Raw genomic sequence first — 14,597 nt, forward strand, 5'->3', positions numbered from 1 at the left:
GCGGCGTGACCGAGCGGACGAGGGACGGGCAGATGACGACGACGGCACACAGCGGCGAGCCGGACACCGCGGCCGAGATCCTGGCCAGGGCGAAGGCGCTGGCCCCGGTGCTGCGGGAGCGGGCCGCCGAGATCGAGCAGCACCGCAAGCTGCCCGCCGACGTGGTGGAGCTGCTGCGCGGCACCGGCGTCTTCCGCATGTGCTCGGGCCGCGAGTGGGGCGGCCCCGAGCTGACGTCGATGGAGCAGACGCGGGTCGTGGAGACGCTGGCCTACGGTGACGCGTCGGCGGCCTGGTGCGCGGTGATCGGCGCCAACACCGGGCTGATCGCGAACTTCCTGGACGGCCAGGTCGTCAAGGAGGTCTACCCGCGCCAGGACATGATCACCGCGGGAGTGCTCGCCCCCGCCGGGCACGCCGAGCGGGTGCCCGGCGGCTTCCGGCTCACCGGCCGCTGGTCCTTCGGCAGCGGCGTCGACCACAGCGACTGGGTGAATTCCGGCGCCTTCGTCTTCGAGGACGGCGAGCCCTACGCCAGCCCCGACGGCAGCAACCCGCACGAGTCGCGGCAGTTCCTGGTCCCCCGCTCCGACGTCGAGACGGTCGACAACTGGGACACCACCGGCCTGTGCGGCAGCGGCAGTTGCGACTACACGATCACCGACGTCTTCGTGCCGGAGAACCGCACCTTCACCTTCTACGAGCCGCGCGGCCGGATCAGCCCGCTGTCGCACCCGGAGTCCTTCATGCGGGCGCTGTGCGGCGTACCGCTGGGAGTGGCGCGGGCGGCGCTGGACCACGCGCGGGAGGTCGCCACCACCCGGGTCGACCGGATGACGGGCACCGCCTGGTCCGACAGCTTCCGGGTGCAGGTCGCGCTCGCCGAGTGCGAGGCCGACTTCCACGCCGCCCGCAGCGGCGTCTACACCGCCATGACCCGGCAGTGGGAGGTGCTGTCGGCCGGCGGCGAGCCGACCCCCGACGAGCGCGCCGCCTCGCCGCTGGCCTGGCTGCACGCCTTCCGCACCTCCCGCACGATCGTCAACAGGCTCTACGACCTGCTCCAGACCTGGTCGATCAACCGGTCCTCGCCGATGGACCGCTGGCTGCGCGACACCGCGACCATGTGCCAGAACCTCACCGCGCAGGACGTGGTCCTGGAGTCGGTCGGCGCCTATCTGCTCGGCGGGACGCCCAAGTTCCGCATCAGCCTCGGCATCACCACCTGACGCGTACCGCGGAACCGGGGCCGAGTGAGGAATCCGCATGACCAACCAGCTGAGGGGCGATGACATGACGTTGACCGCTGAGGCGCAGGCGCCGGGGACCGCGGCCGAGACCCTGGCACGGGCCGAGGCGCTGGCCCCGGTGCTGCGGGAGCGGGCCGCCGAGATCGAGCAGCACCGCAAGCTGCCCGCCGACGTGGTGGAACTGCTGCGCGGCACCGGCGTCTTCCGCATGTGCTGGGGCCGCGAGTGGGGCGGCCTGGAGCTGACCTCCGCCGAGCAGACGCGCGTCGTCGAGGCGCTGGCGTACGGCGACGCGTCGGCGGCCTGGTGCGCGGTGATCGGCGCCAACACCGGGATCTACAGCAACTTCATCGACCAGGCGACCGCCAAGGAGATGTTCCCCCGGCCCGACATGATCACCGCGGGGCTCCTCCAGCCGTCCGGCCGGGCCGAGCGGGTGCCGGGCGGCTACCGGCTCACCGGGCGGTGGCCTTTCGGCAGCGGGATCGACCACGCCGACTGGGTGACCTCGGGCGGCTTCGTCTTCGAGGACGGCAAGCCCTACGCCAGCCCCGACGGCAGCAACCCGCACGAGTCCCGGCAGTTCATGGTGCCGCGCGAGCAGGTCGAGCTGATCGACAACTGGCACACCACCGGCCTGTGCGGCAGCGGCAGCTGCGACTACACGATCACCGACGTCTTCGTGCCGGAGGAGCACACGTACAGCTTCGGCGTCGTCCACGGCCGGCCCTCGCCGCTCGCGCAGCCCGACGCCTTCACCCGCGCCATGTGCGGGGTGCCGCTGGGGGTGGCGCGCGCGGCGCTGGACCACGCACGGGAGATCGCGGTCTCCAGGATCGACCGGATGACCGGCGTCGCCTGGGCCGACAGCTTCCGTGCGCAGGTCACGCTCGCCGAGTGCGAGGCCGACTTCAACGCCGCCCGCAGCGGCGTCTACACCGCGATGGCCCGGCAGTGGGAGGTGCTCGCGGCCGGCGGCACCCTGGACGACCTCACCCTGGACGAGCGCGCCGCCTCGCCGCTGTCCTGGCTGCACGCCTTCCGCACCTCCCGCGCGATCGTCAACCGGCTCTACGACCTGCTCCAGACCTGGTCGATCAACCGGTCCTCGCCGATGGACCGCTGGCTGCGCGACACCACGACGATGTGCCAGCACCTGATCGCCCAGGACCGCATCCTCCAGTCGGCCGGCGCCTATCTGGTGGGCGGGCAACCGGAGTTCGGCATCAGCCTCGGCATCGTCTAGTGCTGTGACCGCACAGGTCCGCCGGAAGGCTCGCGGCGTCCGGTGCGGTGCATCGCAAGGCGCCGGATCGGCCTCGTAGCGGGCCTACTCGGCCGATTCGGCAACGCAACGAGGTGCCGTGCAGGGCGTCGCGAGCCGGCGGACCTGTGCGGTCACAGCACTAGCGCCTCCGGCCCGTCCCGTCCCCACCGTCAGGCCTGTCCGAGCCGCTCCGTCATGCCTGTCCGGGCCGTCCGGCCACCCAGTCCGTCCGATACGCGGGAGGAGACCCGATGAGCAGAGGCCTGGTGCTTCTGGTCAACCCCAACAAGGTGCATCCGCCGATCGCGCCCTACGCGCTCGACGTGCTCACCACCTCGTTGGAGGCCGCCGACTTCGAGGTCGAGGTGCTGGACCTCACCTTCCACCGGGAGGACTGGAAGTCCTGCCTGTCCGAGTACTTCGCCGAGCGCGACCCCTTCCTGGTCGGCGTCACCGTCCGCAACACCGACACCGTCTACGCCTTCGAGCAGCGCCCCTTCGTCGGCGAGCACAAGGAGATCATCACCGAGGTCAAGCGGCTCACGGACGCACCGATCATCGCCGGCGGCATCGGCTTCTCGACCATGCCCTTCGCCCTGGTCGAATACTTCGGCATCGACTACGGGGTGAAGGGCCCCGGCGAGAAGATCATCTGCGACCTGGCGGACGCCCTGCTCACCGGCCGCGACCCCGGCACCGTCCCGGGCCTGCTGCGCACCACCGAAGCCGGCGTCGTACGGGTGCCGCCCGCGGTGCTGACCGCACGCCACGGCCAGGCCCTGCTCCCCTCGCCCACCGGCCAGTTCGAGCCCCGGGTCTGGCAGGTCGACGCCACCGCGACCTACGTCCGCAGGTCCGGGGCGGCACTGAAGGTGGACAACCTGCTCTACTACCAGCGCGGCGGCCTCGGCGGCATCCTCACCAAGAACGGCTGCACCTACCGCTGCTCGCACTGCGTGGAGCCGGACGCCAAGGGCACGTCCTTCGGGCAGCGTTCCGTGACCGCGGTGGTGGACGAGATGGAGGCGCTGGCCGCGCAGGGCGTCCTGGACCAGCACACCACCGACAGCGAGTTCAACCTGTCGGTCGCGCACGCCAAGAACGTGCTCCGCGAGATCGTCCGCCGCCGCCACCAGCGGACACCGAGCCCGCTGCGGGACCTGCGGCTGTGGGTCTACTGCCAGCCCAGCCCCTTCGACGAGGAATTCGCCGAGCTGCTCGCCGCGGCCGGCTGCCGCGGGGTCAACGTCGGCTCCGACCACGTCAGACCGGACATGCTCACCGGCTGGAAGGTCACCGGGAAGGGCACCACCTACTACGACTTCGCCGACACCGAGCGGCTGGTGCGGCTGTGCGCCCAGCACGGCATCCTCACCATGGTCGAGGCCCTCTTCGGCATGCCGGGCGAGACACCCGAGACCATGCGCGCCTGCGTCGAGGCCTTCATGAAGCTCGACGCGACCGTGACCGGCTTCTCGCTGGGCCTGCGGCTCTTCCCCTACACGCCGATGGGCATCGCGATGGCCGCCGCGTGCGACGGGGTGCGCACCCTGCCCGGCCTCCAGTCCAACACCGCGACCGGCCCGATCATCCTCAAACCGCTCGCGAAGTGCTCGGGACCGGCCGAATACGAACGGCAGTTCATGTTCGACGAGCACGGCGGCTTCCGCCTCGTCTGCTACTTCTCCCCCGACCTCCCCTCCGACCCCGCCGCGGCCCCCGGCGACCCGACCACGCTCTGGAGCCCCTCCGTCGACCTGCTCTGGGACCTGGTCGACCCCGCAGACCACCACCGCGTGATGCTGCCGACGCTGGGCGGCGCCAGCGAGAACGACAACAACTACGCCGACAACCCCTTCCTCACCAGCCTGGTCGGCCTCGGCTACACCGGCGCCTTCTGGTCCCACTGGCGGGAGCGCGAGGACATCATGCGGCAGGTGAAGGACGGCGCCATCGCCGAGCCCGCCGGGATGTAATGGACCCGAGCATATTCCGGCGAAACGTAGAACGTTGAATTGCCGAAGTTATACCCGGGCATCCCTGCGGCTCTTGCGGTCCGCTGTTTCCTGCTCCATCCTGGTACCGCTCGACCGAACCACCATGAACAGCACGTTGGGGGAAATCCAATTTAGAGGGGCAAATGAGCCAGCAGGAAAACACCACGAGATTACAACGGCAACTCCCGTCCCACACGGATGTGCGACAGGAGGATTCGGGGCACCGGCCCGAAGGGCAGGCCCCGCCGTCGCCGTACTCGCACCAAGGGGCTCCTGCTCCGCTCACCGTCCTGCTCGCCGACGCCCAGCCCGCGATCCGGCACGGCGTGCGATCCGTACTCGAACGCAGCAGCGGGATATCGGTCGTCGGCGAGGCCGCCACGGCGGACGAGGTGCTCGCCGAGACCTCGCGCTGCCGCCCGGACGTCCTGGTGGTCGACCCGCTGATGGACGAGCCGACCGGCACGCACGTCATCAGCCGGGTCCTGCGCATGACACCCGACATCGGCGTCCTGGTCTTCAGCTCGGACGACGACGACAAGGCGATCACCTCGGCGCTGCACGCCGGCGCCCGCGGCTACCTCATCAAGCGGGCCAACGCGGACCAGATCCTGCGCGGCATCCAGGCCGTCGCGGCCGGCGAGGCCATCGTGGACAAGTCGATAGCCGACCGGCTCAGCGTCCTCATCCGCCCGGCTACCGGGCAGTACTACTACCCCTTCCCACAGCTCACGAACAGGGAGCGGGACGTGCTCGACCGCATCGCGGCCGGCAAGTCCAACACCGCCATTGCCCGGGAACTGGCACTGGCCTCCAAGACCATCAGCAATCGGGTCTCCACGATCTTCGGCAAGCTCGGCGTGGCCGATCGCGCACAAGCGATTGTATTAGCCAGGGATGCGGGCCTCGGTCATGGCTGAACGCCTTTTATCCCGCCCTGTGCACCGGGAAACCTGCTCGGTGCATGTATTTCCGCTTCCCCGTCGCAGATTCCCGTCGGAAAGGGAAGACTTCCCCTGTCGACCGGGAGTCGCCGGATTCTAGCCTGAGGGCTGTCGCACGGCCACCCAGTCGAAGAAAGCCGATCGGAGCGGGACGTTGACCGACCACGAGCACGCCGACGTGACCATCCGCGCCATGGAGCCGGACCACCTCGAAAGGGCCCACGGGCTCGACCTGAAGCTCCTCCACCCGTGGGCGGGGCTCGACTCGCCCTTCCGCGGCGCCTGGTGCGTGCTGCGCCCCGGCGACATCTCGGAGCTGCACGCGCACCACGACCGGGAGATCTTCATCGTCATGTCCGGCCGCGGCACCGTCGTCGCGGGCGGGCGGCGCCAGGAGGTCGCGGCGGGCGACCTGGCCTACATCAGGCCCGACGTGGAGCACAGCGTCGTCAACGAGCACGACGAGGACTTCGCCTACTACGCGATCTGGTGGGACCGGGCGATGTCCGCGGAATTCCTCGGCCTGCCGGAGGACACCGCCGCGGCCGCGGCCGGCACGGAGGCGGTGGCCTCGTGATCGACTACGACGGGCGCCGCTTCCGCGCGCCGGACGGGGACACGGCGACCGAGGCCGTCTACCACCAGCAGGACGACTTCGTCTGGGGCGAGGTCGCGGGCGGCGCGATCCGGCGCGGCTGGACCGCGGGGACCCGCGGGCCCGACGGGACGCTGTCGATGGGCTACACGCTGGTCTTCGCCTCGGGCGAGGTGGTCTGCGGGCGCAGCGTGAACACCCCGGAACTGACCGACGACGGCCGGGTGCGGCTGCACGAGGCGTGGGAGCGGTACGGCCCGCACGCGGCGACCGGCGTCTCCTACATCGAGGAGGTGGCCTGACCGTGGCACCGGCGACGGCGACAGAGGCGGACTGGCGGGGGCTGGAGAAGAGCGTGACGGGCCGCGTCCTGCGGCCCGGCGACGCCGGATTCCTCTCCTCCAGCGCGCCGTTCAACAAGCGCCACACCCTGGCGACGCCCGCGGGCGTGCTCGCCGTCGCCGATGTGCCCGACGTGCGGCGGGCGGTGGAGTGGGCCAGGGAGACGGGCACGCCGATCGTGCCGCGCGGCGGCGGGCACTCCTACGCCGGCTTCTCGGTCAACTCCGGCCTGGTGCTCGACCTCAGGGCGCTGGACGCGGTCGCCGCCGACGGCTCCAGCGGCCTGGTCACCGCCGCCGGCGGCGCCTCGATGGCCGCCGTCTACGCGGCGCTCGAACCCGAGCGGATCGCCTTCGCCCTCGGCAACGGCGCCTCGGTGGGCATCGCCGGGCTCACCCTCGGCGGCGGCTCGGCGGCCACCTCGCGCGCCTTCGGGCTCACCGCGGACGCGCTGGTCTCCACCACCCTGGTGACCGCCGACGGCGACCTGCTGACCTGCGACGCCGAGCACCACGCCGACCTCTTCTGGGCCTGCCGCGGCGGTGGCGGCGGCAATTTCGGCGTCAACGTGTCCTTCACCTACCGGGCCTTCCCGGTCTCCGGCGCCGCCACCTGCCTGCTGCTGTGGGACGGCGCCGACGCCCCCGCCGTCTTCGCGGTGCTCCAGGAGGTGATGCGCCAGGCGCCCGAGGAGTGCTCGATACGCCTCGGCCTGAGCACCACCGGCTCGGGCACCACGGTCTCGGCCGTCGGCATGCACCTGGGCACCGCGGCCGAGCTGCGGGACCTGCTCGCCCCGGTGGTCGCGGCGGCCAGGCCGCTGCGCGCCGACATCGCCGACCGCACCTTCTGGGAGGCCAAGGACTACCTCGCGCACGAGACGTCGGAGGGCGCCTTCGCGGCCACCACGCGTTTCGCCGTGGACCCGCTGCCGCCCGAGGCCGTCGCCGACGTGCTGGCCCGGCTCGGCCGCTGGCCCGGCGGCAGCAATCCGGACGGCGGCGGCTTCGCCCTCTTCGGCTGGGGCGGCGCGGTCAACAAGGTCGCCCCCGCCGACACCGCCTTCCCGCACCGGCACGCCAACTACCTGGTCAGTATGGACACTTCGTGGGGCGAGCAGGACGGCCCCGGGGCGGTGCCCGCGCATCTGCGGTGGCTGGCCGAGCTGCGCGAGTCGGTGGCGCCCCACACGGCGGAGGGGGCGTACGTGAATTTCACCGATCCCGACCTCGCGGACTGGCGCACCGCCTACTACGGGGCCAACTACCCGCGGCTGGTGGAGATCAAGCGGCGGGTCGACCCCGACCGGCTCTTCCGCTTCCCGCAGGCCATCGGCTCCTGAGGCCGGCCGAGACCCCCGACCGGACCGGTGTCCGGCCGGGGGTCTCCGCCGTCAGGTGGCCAGCGGCAGCGGCGCGCGCACCGGGACCGGGACGAGCACCGAGGAGGGGACCACCTCCTCGGTCTCCTCGTCGATCAGCGAGACCCGCACCGCCGGGTTGGGCGCGGTGTCGACGCTGAGGGTGGCGTCGAGCGCGAAGAGCACGCTGACCGGGTGACTGCCGCGGGCGTCCCGGTAGCTGCCGGCATAGCGCAGCACCCGCCAGCCCTCGTCGTCCCAGTGGTCGAGCAGCGCCGAGCGCACCACCGGCATCGCGGTCTGCCAGGCCAGCGAGTTCTCCAGCAGCTGCACGGTCGCGGCGACCGGCACCCGCCCGCCGGACGCCGACGGCAGCGGATTGCCGAAGACCCGGATCCGGGCCTTGCGCAGCGGCACCAGCCACACCCGGTCCAGGTCGGCGGTCAGGCCGAGCAGCAGCGCGGCCGCGGCCGCCAGGACCAGCGCGGAGCCGCCGGGGCGCCGCGAGACCTCGGACCACCAGGCGGCGTCGGCGCCGGCCGCGGCCGCACCGCCGGCCACGACGAGCCCGGCCCTGGTGAAGGAGCGCACCCCGATCGGGCCCTCCGCGCGGGCAGTGCACCCGCAGGAAGACTCGGGGGCGGTCGCCTTCGCATAGGCCAGGTAGCCGGTGAAGCCGAGGCCGAGCAGGGCCGTGCCCGCGCCCGGCAACAGCGCCTCCGGTGACGCCAGCAGGGCGGCGGCCAGGGCCAGTTCGACCCCGCCGACCGCGCGCAGGGCCAGGGTGGCGCGGCGGCCGTCGTTCAGCACCCGCACCAGCACGGTGTTCGCGGCCAGCTGGGCGGTCTGCCGGCCGAAGAGCTTGACCGCGCCGGTCGTGGCGAGCAGCACCGCGCAGACCAGCGGCGCGAGGTTGGAGACCAGCGGAATCATCGCACCGCCCCCTCAGTGCCCGAGCGAGACGCGGGCGATGTCGATGGCGCCGTCCGCGGGCCGCCAGGCGCCGAGCACCTGCGCCTCCTGGCCGATCCTGGTCCGCGACAGGTCGGCGGTCAGGGCGCCGCCGAGGTAGGAGGCGGTGGTCGTGTCGGGCACGATGTGGCCGACCAGCTCGTCGTTGCCGTGGGTGAGGTGGAGCCGGTCCTTGGCGATGCCGCGGATGGTGACGTAGACGTTCACGATGTTGACCCACACCGCGTCGGCCGCGATCGTCCCGTCGGGCATGACGGCGCCGCGCGCGTAGAGGCCGTCGCCGACCTCGATGGCCTCGGCGGTGGTGGTGCGCAGCTTCCAGATGCTGGTGGCGTTGGTCAGCTGGATCAGGTTCCGCTCGCCGTGGGAGCCGGCGACGTCCAGGACGTTGCGGTTGATCGCGACGATCCGGCCCTCGGCGAAGGCCGTGGGGATCGCCGCGTCGAGCGAGGGCATCGGGTCGGCGAAGGCGGCCTCGGCGTCGAGCCCGCCGAGCGCGGACGCGCCCACGATGGTGGCGCCGCCGACGGCGGCCGTGGTCAGAAAGCGCCTCCGGTCCAGGCGGCGCCCGCCGGATTCCTGGTTGTGGCTCATGTCGTCCTTCCTGCCTGCTTCGAGGGGGTGCGCGGGACGGAGGTCACTCGTAGATGTAGACGGGCAGCTTGCCGGAGCTGAGGCTGCCGATCGCGGTGAAGGCCGAGGGGGTCAGGTCGATGACCCGGTTGGTGCGGCAGGCGCCGTTGCAGCAGGTGGCCTCGCCGCAGAAGCTCTTGGTCCGCGGTCCGCAGTCGGCGAGCGTCACGCAGACGGTGGCGCCGGAGCACTGGTGGCGGACGTTCATGACGGCGCCGCAGGTGCGGCGCGGCATGCCCTCGCCGCACAGGTCGGGCCGGGTGATGTCCCAGCAGGCGGCCGAGAGGTTGGGCCAGGCGGCCATGTTCTTGCCGGACTGGCAGGTGCCGCAGGCGCCGGTGCCGGCGCTGCCGCAGGAGCCCCAGGCGTTGCCGCAGCAGAACCAGGTGGCTTCGCCCGCCCACAGGGAGGTCGATCCGCAGGCCATGTCGAATCCCTTCGTGTTGGGACACCGGTCGGGGGTGTGACCGGTGCATGACAAACAACGCATACGGATACGGGTGCGCCGCGGAATGGGGGGCCGCGGCGGTGCTGACGGGAGGTGCCCAGTGGATGACGCGCCCATGGCAAGCGACGAGCCGGGGGTGGTCCGTGGTCCGCGCCTTTGCGGTGCCGGCCGTGCGGTGCCGTTCTGCCACGCGGCCGCGCTGCCGTGCTGAGCGGTGCGGTGCCGTGCGGTGCTCAGCGGCGTGATGCCCGGCGGTGCGGTGCGATGGCGGTGCGGTTCTGCGGGGGTGGCGCCGTGCCTTGCCTGGCTGTCGCGTGCTTGCGGGCTGCCTGGGGCGGGCCTCCTGCTGTGCCGTATGCGTCTGGTGAGTCGGCAGTGCAGGGTGGAACAGGCCCCATGATGCGCCTGTCTACGCGCGTTCGGAAGAGGGCACACGCCCTCGGTCCGCCCGGCGCCCGGGGCTCCCGGGGTCTCACATGTCCACGGGCCAGTCGACCAGGCCCTGGAAGAGCACGAAGCCGATGACCGCCACGCAGGGGGCGGCGACGGCCAGCACCCACCGGGTCGAGACGTTGCGCTGCCGCCAGGGCAGCGCCCAGCTCACGGACAGCACGGCGAGGGAGAGGCCGAGCGCGGCCCGCAGCACGTCGTAGCCGAGCGCGAAGGACGCCTCGAAGTGGTCGGCCTCCGCGCCGTCGCAGGAGTCGCAGGCCATCGCGGACAGCGAGCCGTAGAGGAAGGCCACGAGGGCCAGCGGCAGGGTGACCAGGGAGGACACGAGCGGCGACACCCACGCCCTGGGGACCCGGGCCGTCGGCGCGTAGTCCGGCAGTAAATAGCTCATGTCACCACTCAACACCCCGGCCGCCCGTGCCACATGAGTCGCCGTACTCATGTGGCCCCCGCGCGGGCGGCCCGGTGCCGGATCCGTGGCCCGGTCCTGGCCCGGTCCCGTTCTCCGGGCCCACTTCTCCAGGCCCTTTCACAGCCCCACGTCCCTGCGGCTCATGTCGTCCAGCGACTCCCGGCGGACGAGCAGCCGCGCGGTGCCGCCGCTGACCGCCACCACCGGCGGGCGGCCGACCATGTTGTAGCCGGAGGCCATGGACAGCTGGTAGGCGCCGGCGGCGGGTACGGCCAGCAGGTCGCCAGGACGTATGTCGTCCGGCAGCATCGCCCGGTCCGCCAGGATGTCGCCGGCCTCGCAGTGCCGGCCCACCACCGCGGCGGGCGCGAGCGCGGCCGGGCTGTGGCGGCCGATCAGCCGGGGCGCGTACCGCACCCCGTAGAGCGCGGGCCTGGGGTTGTCGCCCATGCCGCCGTCGACGGCGACGAAGGTGCCGCCCGGCGACCGCTTGACCGACAGCACCCGGTAGACCGCCACGCCGGCCGGGCCGACGACCGCCCGCCCCGGTTCCAGGGTGAGCCGGGGCACCGGCAGCCGCGCGTGGGCGCAGCCGTCCGCCAGCTCGGCCCTGACCCGCTCGGCCAGCACCCGGATGTCCAGCGGCCGGTCCCCCGGGCGGTAGGCGATGGCGTGCCCGCCGCCGATGTCGAGCTGGGGCAGCACCAGGCCGTGCTGGTCGCGTACGTGCGCCATCAGGCCGACCATCCGGCGTACGGCGGCGGCGTAGGGCCGGACCGAGGTGATCTGCGAGCCGATGTGGCAGTGCAGGCCCACCAGTTCCAGATGCGGCTGGCCGACGATCCTGGCGATCGCGTGCTGGGCCGAGCCGTCGGCGATCGACAGGCCGAACTTCTGGTCGTCGGTGCCGGTGCGTATCGCCGCGTGGCCGCCGGCCGATATGCCGGGCACCACCCGCACCATGACCTGCTGCCGGTCGGTGCGCGGCACGATCGCGGCCAGCCTGGCGATCTCCGCCATGCCGTCCACCACGATCCGCCCGACGCCGAGCCGCACCGCGGTCGCCAGGTCCTCCGGGCTCTTGGCATTGCCGTGCATCACGATCCGCTCGGCCGGGAAGCCGGTGGCGACGGCCAGGCCCAGCTCACCCGCCGAGCACACGTCGAGGCCCAGGCCCTCCTCCTGCGCCCAGTGCACGACGGCACGGCACAGGAAGGCCTTGGCGGCGTAGACGACGTCGGCGTCGGGGAAGGCCGCGCGGTAGGCGCGGCAGCGGTCCCGGATCTCGCCTTCGTCCAGGACGTAGACGGGGGTGCCGAAACGGTCGGCTGCCTCGGCCAGGGAGACACCGGCGACGGTGACGTCGCCCTCCCCGGCGGGGCGCGCGGAGGCCGGCCACACGGGCAGCGCGCCGGGGTCCTCGGAGCCGCCGGGCCGCCCGGAAGCACCGGGCTTCCCGGGCTGCGGCACCTGGGCGGTGGGGATCATCGATGAGACGGACATGCCGGTCCCCTTCCTCAGCCGATCAGCAGGTCGAAGGCGAAGTCCGCGGACGCGGACCCGCCGCCGCCGGCCGACAGGGGGCGGGCGCGCGGCGCGGAGAACTGCGGGTCGACGGTGAGGACACCGACCCCCAGCGGCCGGGCGAGCGCGCGCAGCGCGGGCTCGGAGAGCCTGATCCAGTCCTGGTCGGCGCCCAGGGTGGCGGTGAGCCGCTCGCGGGAGGTGAAGCCGACCGCGGTACGCGTCCCCAGCGGCGTACGGAAGAAGCGGGCCGCACAGCCCGCGGGTCCCGACCGGACGGGGACGAAGAGCGGTCCGGCCGGGACGCGTTGGGCGGGTTCGGGGTCCTCGGTGTGATCGAGAACAGCCATGGTGTTCCTCCAGGTGCAGAGCTTCGGCGGCACTCGCGGCGGGGCGGCCGCGAGTACCTCGATCACGCTATTCCCCCGCACCTGGTGCGCCTGGGGCCCCTGACGCGCGCTTGACGCCGGCGGCCCCGGCGCTGACGCGACGCTGACGCGGCGGACGCGCCCGCGCGGGGCGGGACCATCCGGACGGAATTCCCGCTGTCGCGTGCATGGGCGGCAAGTCCGGGTAACCGGAGGTGAAGGCCCGGGGCGGGCCGGTCGTCGGGACCACGTCGCGGAAAGGGTGGGTCTCATGCCCAGAGGTTCCAGCGCCAAGCGCGAGCGCCAGTACGAGCACATCAAGGACAGCGCTGAGCGCCGCGGCGAGTCCGAGTCGCGGGCGGAGGAGATCGCCGCCCGTACGGTCAACAAGGAGCGGGCCAGGTCCGGCGAGTCCAGGACGGCCGGCCGCTCCTCCCTGCAGGACATGTCGTCCTCGCGGCGCGGCGGCAAGCGCTCGCACACCGGCGCGGGCGGCCCGACGAAGGCGCAGCTCTACAACGAGGCCAGGCAGCGCGGCGTCAAGGGCCGCTCGACGATGACGAAGTCCGAGCTGAGCAGGGCGCTGGGGCGCTGAGGCGTGACGGGACGACGGACACCGGGCGGACGCTCACCGGACGGGCCCGCGTCAGACGGGTCGACGCCCGACGGTCCGGCGTCCGACGGTCCTGACGACCCCGGGAGGCACGAGACCGCCGAGGAGAGGGCCGACCGCCGCTGGGGCGACCTGCTCCAGGAGCTGCGGGTCGCCCAGACCGGTGTGCAGATCCTCTTCGGCTTCCTGCTGACCGTCGTCTTCCAGCAGCGCTTCACCGACCTGTCCGACACCGACCGCCACCTCTACGTGGCCACCGTCGTCGTCGGCGCGGCGACCACCGGCGCCCTCGTCGGCCCGGTGGCCATGCACCGGCTGCTCACCGGCCGCCGCCTCAAGCCCGAGACGGTGGTGTGGGCGTCCCGGATGACCGTGCTCGGCCTGGGCCTGCTGCTGTGCACGATGGCCTGCTCGCTGCTGCTGGTGCTGCGGCTGGCCGTCCACGACACGGTCGCGGCCTGGCTCGCGGGCGGCATGGTCTGCTGGTTCACGCTGTGCTGGCTGGTCTTTCCGCTGTGGGCCAGGCACCACAGCGGATCACGCGGCTGAGCCCGCCGGCTGGAGGCGGTCGATCAGCCCTGCGGCGGTGAAGGCGGCCACGATGTCGTCGCGGCTCTCGGTGAAGTGGGCCCAGCTGTCGCAGTGCGCGGCGACGACCCGGCGGGCGCCGAGGATCACGGCGGCCTCCGCCGCCTGGGCGCTGTCGAGTACGAGCGCCGCGCCGCCGTAGAGGACCGGGAAGCGCGGAGCGCCGGCGAAGATCACGGCGGTGTCGACCGGGCCGAACCGCCCGGCGATCTCCCGGACCGCGTCGAGCGAGGCGTTGTCGCCGCTGACGTAGACGGTCGGCAGGCCCTCCCCGGTCAGGACGAAGCCGACGACCTGCCCGCTGATCGGCTCGACGTCCGCGCGCGCCCCCGGCCCGTGGATCGCGGGCACGGCGGTCACGGTGACGGTGCCGCCGCCGGGCCGGTCAAGCTCGACGGCCTCCCAGTCGGCGAGCCCCCTGGCCGCCTCCCCCAGCCGCTGCCCGGCGTCGGGCGTGGTCAGCGTCAGCGGTACGCCGGCGAGCAGGGCGCGCCCCGCATTGTCGAGGTTGTCGGCGTGCTCGTCGTGCGAGAGCAGGACGACGTCGATCCGCCCGAGGTCGGCGGGGTCGGCGGTGGAAGGCGCGGTCTTGGTCAGCACGGGACGCCCGGGGCGCCGGTAGTCGCCGGGCCCGTCGAAGGTCGGGTCGGTCAGGAACCGCAGGCCGCCGTAGTCGAAGACGGTGGTCGGGCCGCCGAGGACGCGGACGGCGAGGGCCTGGGGGTCTGCGGTGTGGTTCCGGGCAGTCGACATCAGGAGCTTCCTCACGGATGAGAGCCAGTGCTTCCGTGAGGGAGAGTAAGCGCTTCTCACGGATGAAGGCAAGACGTA

The 14,597-nt window shown here is 72.7% G+C and carries 16 protein-coding genes; 9 read left to right on the top strand and 7 right to left on the bottom strand.

Going from position 1 to position 14,597, the window contains the following annotated elements; translation table 11 throughout:
- Positions 1–32 precede the first annotated feature (32 nt).
- The 7 genes from OG900_17390 (at position 33) to OG900_17420 (ending at position 7,737) form a co-directional block, all read left to right on the top strand.
- Positions 33–1,229, top strand: a complete 1,197-nt coding sequence (locus OG900_17390; protein WUH91707.1) for an acyl-CoA dehydrogenase family protein — start codon at positions 33–35, stop codon at positions 1,227–1,229.
- A 37-nt stretch (positions 1,230–1,266) separates the two neighbouring features.
- Positions 1,267–2,496, top strand: coding sequence for an acyl-CoA dehydrogenase family protein (locus OG900_17395; protein WUH91708.1), 1,230 nt, complete (start codon positions 1,267–1,269; stop codon positions 2,494–2,496).
- A 272-nt stretch (positions 2,497–2,768) separates the two neighbouring features.
- Positions 2,769–4,493 (top strand): tryptophan 2-C-methyltransferase, encoded by a 1,725-nt coding sequence (gene tsrT, locus OG900_17400; protein WUH91709.1) that lies wholly within the window; start codon positions 2,769–2,771, stop codon positions 4,491–4,493.
- A 221-nt stretch (positions 4,494–4,714) separates the two neighbouring features.
- A complete protein-coding gene (locus OG900_17405) occupies positions 4,715–5,434 on the top strand; it encodes a response regulator transcription factor (GenBank protein WUH91710.1) in 720 nt (239 codons plus the stop codon).
- A 178-nt stretch (positions 5,435–5,612) separates the two neighbouring features.
- Positions 5,613–6,035, top strand: a complete 423-nt coding sequence (locus OG900_17410) for a cupin domain-containing protein (protein WUH91711.1) — start codon at positions 5,613–5,615, stop codon at positions 6,033–6,035.
- Positions 6,032–6,355, top strand: coding sequence for a hypothetical protein (locus OG900_17415; GenBank protein ID WUH91712.1), 324 nt, complete (start codon positions 6,032–6,034; stop codon positions 6,353–6,355). The genes OG900_17410 and OG900_17415 overlap by 4 nt, the downstream gene beginning before the upstream one ends.
- 2 nt (positions 6,356–6,357) lie before the next feature.
- Positions 6,358–7,737: an FAD-dependent oxidoreductase gene (locus OG900_17420; protein ID WUH91713.1), complete on the top strand. Its 1,380-nt coding sequence runs from the start codon at positions 6,358–6,360 to the stop codon at positions 7,735–7,737.
- Positions 7,738–7,788: 51 nt separating this feature from the next.
- Here OG900_17420 and OG900_17425 read toward each other — a convergent pair whose 3' ends face one another.
- From OG900_17425 to OG900_17450, 6 genes are all read right to left on the bottom strand, one after another.
- The gene (locus OG900_17425; protein ID WUH91714.1) at positions 7,789–8,688 is read right to left on the bottom strand and encodes a hypothetical protein; all 900 of its coding nucleotides are present in this window, start codon (positions 8,686–8,688) and stop codon (positions 7,789–7,791) included.
- A 12-nt stretch (positions 8,689–8,700) separates the two neighbouring features.
- The gene (locus OG900_17430) at positions 8,701–9,321 is read right to left on the bottom strand and encodes a twin-arginine translocation signal domain-containing protein (protein WUH91715.1); all 621 of its coding nucleotides are present in this window, start codon (positions 9,319–9,321) and stop codon (positions 8,701–8,703) included.
- A 43-nt stretch (positions 9,322–9,364) separates the two neighbouring features.
- Complete coding sequence (locus OG900_17435; protein WUH91716.1) at positions 9,365–9,787, bottom strand: septal ring lytic transglycosylase RlpA family protein; 423 nt, start codon at positions 9,785–9,787, stop codon at positions 9,365–9,367.
- Positions 9,788–10,280: 493 nt separating this feature from the next.
- Complete coding sequence (locus OG900_17440; GenBank protein WUH91717.1) at positions 10,281–10,652, bottom strand: hypothetical protein; 372 nt, start codon at positions 10,650–10,652, stop codon at positions 10,281–10,283.
- Positions 10,653–10,790: 138 nt separating this feature from the next.
- Positions 10,791–12,176, bottom strand: coding sequence for a diaminopimelate decarboxylase (lysA, locus tag OG900_17445; GenBank protein ID WUH91718.1), 1,386 nt, complete (start codon positions 12,174–12,176; stop codon positions 10,791–10,793).
- A gap of 14 nt (positions 12,177–12,190) precedes the next feature.
- Positions 12,191–12,547 carry a hypothetical protein gene (locus tag OG900_17450; protein WUH91719.1) on the bottom strand — a complete coding sequence of 119 codons (357 nt, stop codon included), beginning with the start codon at positions 12,545–12,547 and terminating at the stop codon, positions 12,191–12,193.
- Between the two features lie 289 nt (positions 12,548–12,836).
- Here OG900_17450 and OG900_17455 point away from each other — a divergent pair, with 289 nt between their 5' ends.
- Both OG900_17455 and OG900_17460 read left to right on the top strand, forming a co-directional pair.
- Positions 12,837–13,160: a plasmid stabilization protein gene (locus tag OG900_17455; protein WUH91720.1), complete on the top strand. Its 324-nt coding sequence runs from the start codon at positions 12,837–12,839 to the stop codon at positions 13,158–13,160.
- Positions 13,161–13,163: 3 nt separating this feature from the next.
- Positions 13,164–13,727 (top strand): DUF6328 family protein, encoded by a 564-nt coding sequence (locus OG900_17460; protein ID WUH91721.1) that lies wholly within the window; start codon positions 13,164–13,166, stop codon positions 13,725–13,727.
- On the opposite strand, the gene OG900_17465 is transcribed toward OG900_17460, so the two are convergent.
- The gene (locus tag OG900_17465) at positions 13,716–14,519 is read right to left on the bottom strand and encodes an MBL fold metallo-hydrolase (GenBank protein WUH91722.1); all 804 of its coding nucleotides are present in this window, start codon (positions 14,517–14,519) and stop codon (positions 13,716–13,718) included. The two genes, OG900_17460 and OG900_17465, sit on opposite strands and share 12 nt — an antisense overlap.
- Positions 14,520–14,597 lie beyond the last annotated feature (78 nt).

It is taken from the genome of Streptomyces sp. NBC_00433 (assembly GCA_036015235.1).
Classification (GTDB): domain Bacteria; phylum Actinomycetota; class Actinomycetes; order Streptomycetales; family Streptomycetaceae; genus Actinacidiphila.

Bases quoted from the DNA above. Each gene is read 5' to 3' on its own strand.
- OG900_17390 (WUH91707.1), top strand. From the start codon at position 33: ATGACGACGACGGCACACAGCGGCGAGCCGGACACCGCGGCCGAGATC.
- OG900_17395 (WUH91708.1), top strand. From the start codon at position 1,267: ATGACCAACCAGCTGAGGGGCGATGACATGACGTTGACCGCTGAGGCG.
- tsrT (WUH91709.1), top strand. From the start codon at position 2,769: ATGAGCAGAGGCCTGGTGCTTCTGGTCAACCCCAACAAGGTGCATCCG.
- OG900_17425 (WUH91714.1), bottom strand. From the start codon at position 8,688: ATGATTCCGCTGGTCTCCAACCTCGCGCCGCTGGTCTGCGCGGTGCTG.
- OG900_17430 (WUH91715.1), bottom strand. From the start codon at position 9,321: ATGAGCCACAACCAGGAATCCGGCGGGCGCCGCCTGGACCGGAGGCGC.
- OG900_17435 (WUH91716.1), bottom strand. From the start codon at position 9,787: ATGGCCTGCGGATCGACCTCCCTGTGGGCGGGCGAAGCCACCTGGTTC.
- OG900_17440 (WUH91717.1), bottom strand. From the start codon at position 10,652: ATGAGCTATTTACTGCCGGACTACGCGCCGACGGCCCGGGTCCCCAGG.
- lysA (WUH91718.1), bottom strand. From the start codon at position 12,176: ATGTCCGTCTCATCGATGATCCCCACCGCCCAGGTGCCGCAGCCCGGG.
- OG900_17450 (WUH91719.1), bottom strand. From the start codon at position 12,547: ATGGCTGTTCTCGATCACACCGAGGACCCCGAACCCGCCCAACGCGTC.
- OG900_17455 (WUH91720.1), top strand. From the start codon at position 12,837: ATGCCCAGAGGTTCCAGCGCCAAGCGCGAGCGCCAGTACGAGCACATC.
- OG900_17465 (WUH91722.1), bottom strand. From the start codon at position 14,519: ATGTCGACTGCCCGGAACCACACCGCAGACCCCCAGGCCCTCGCCGTC.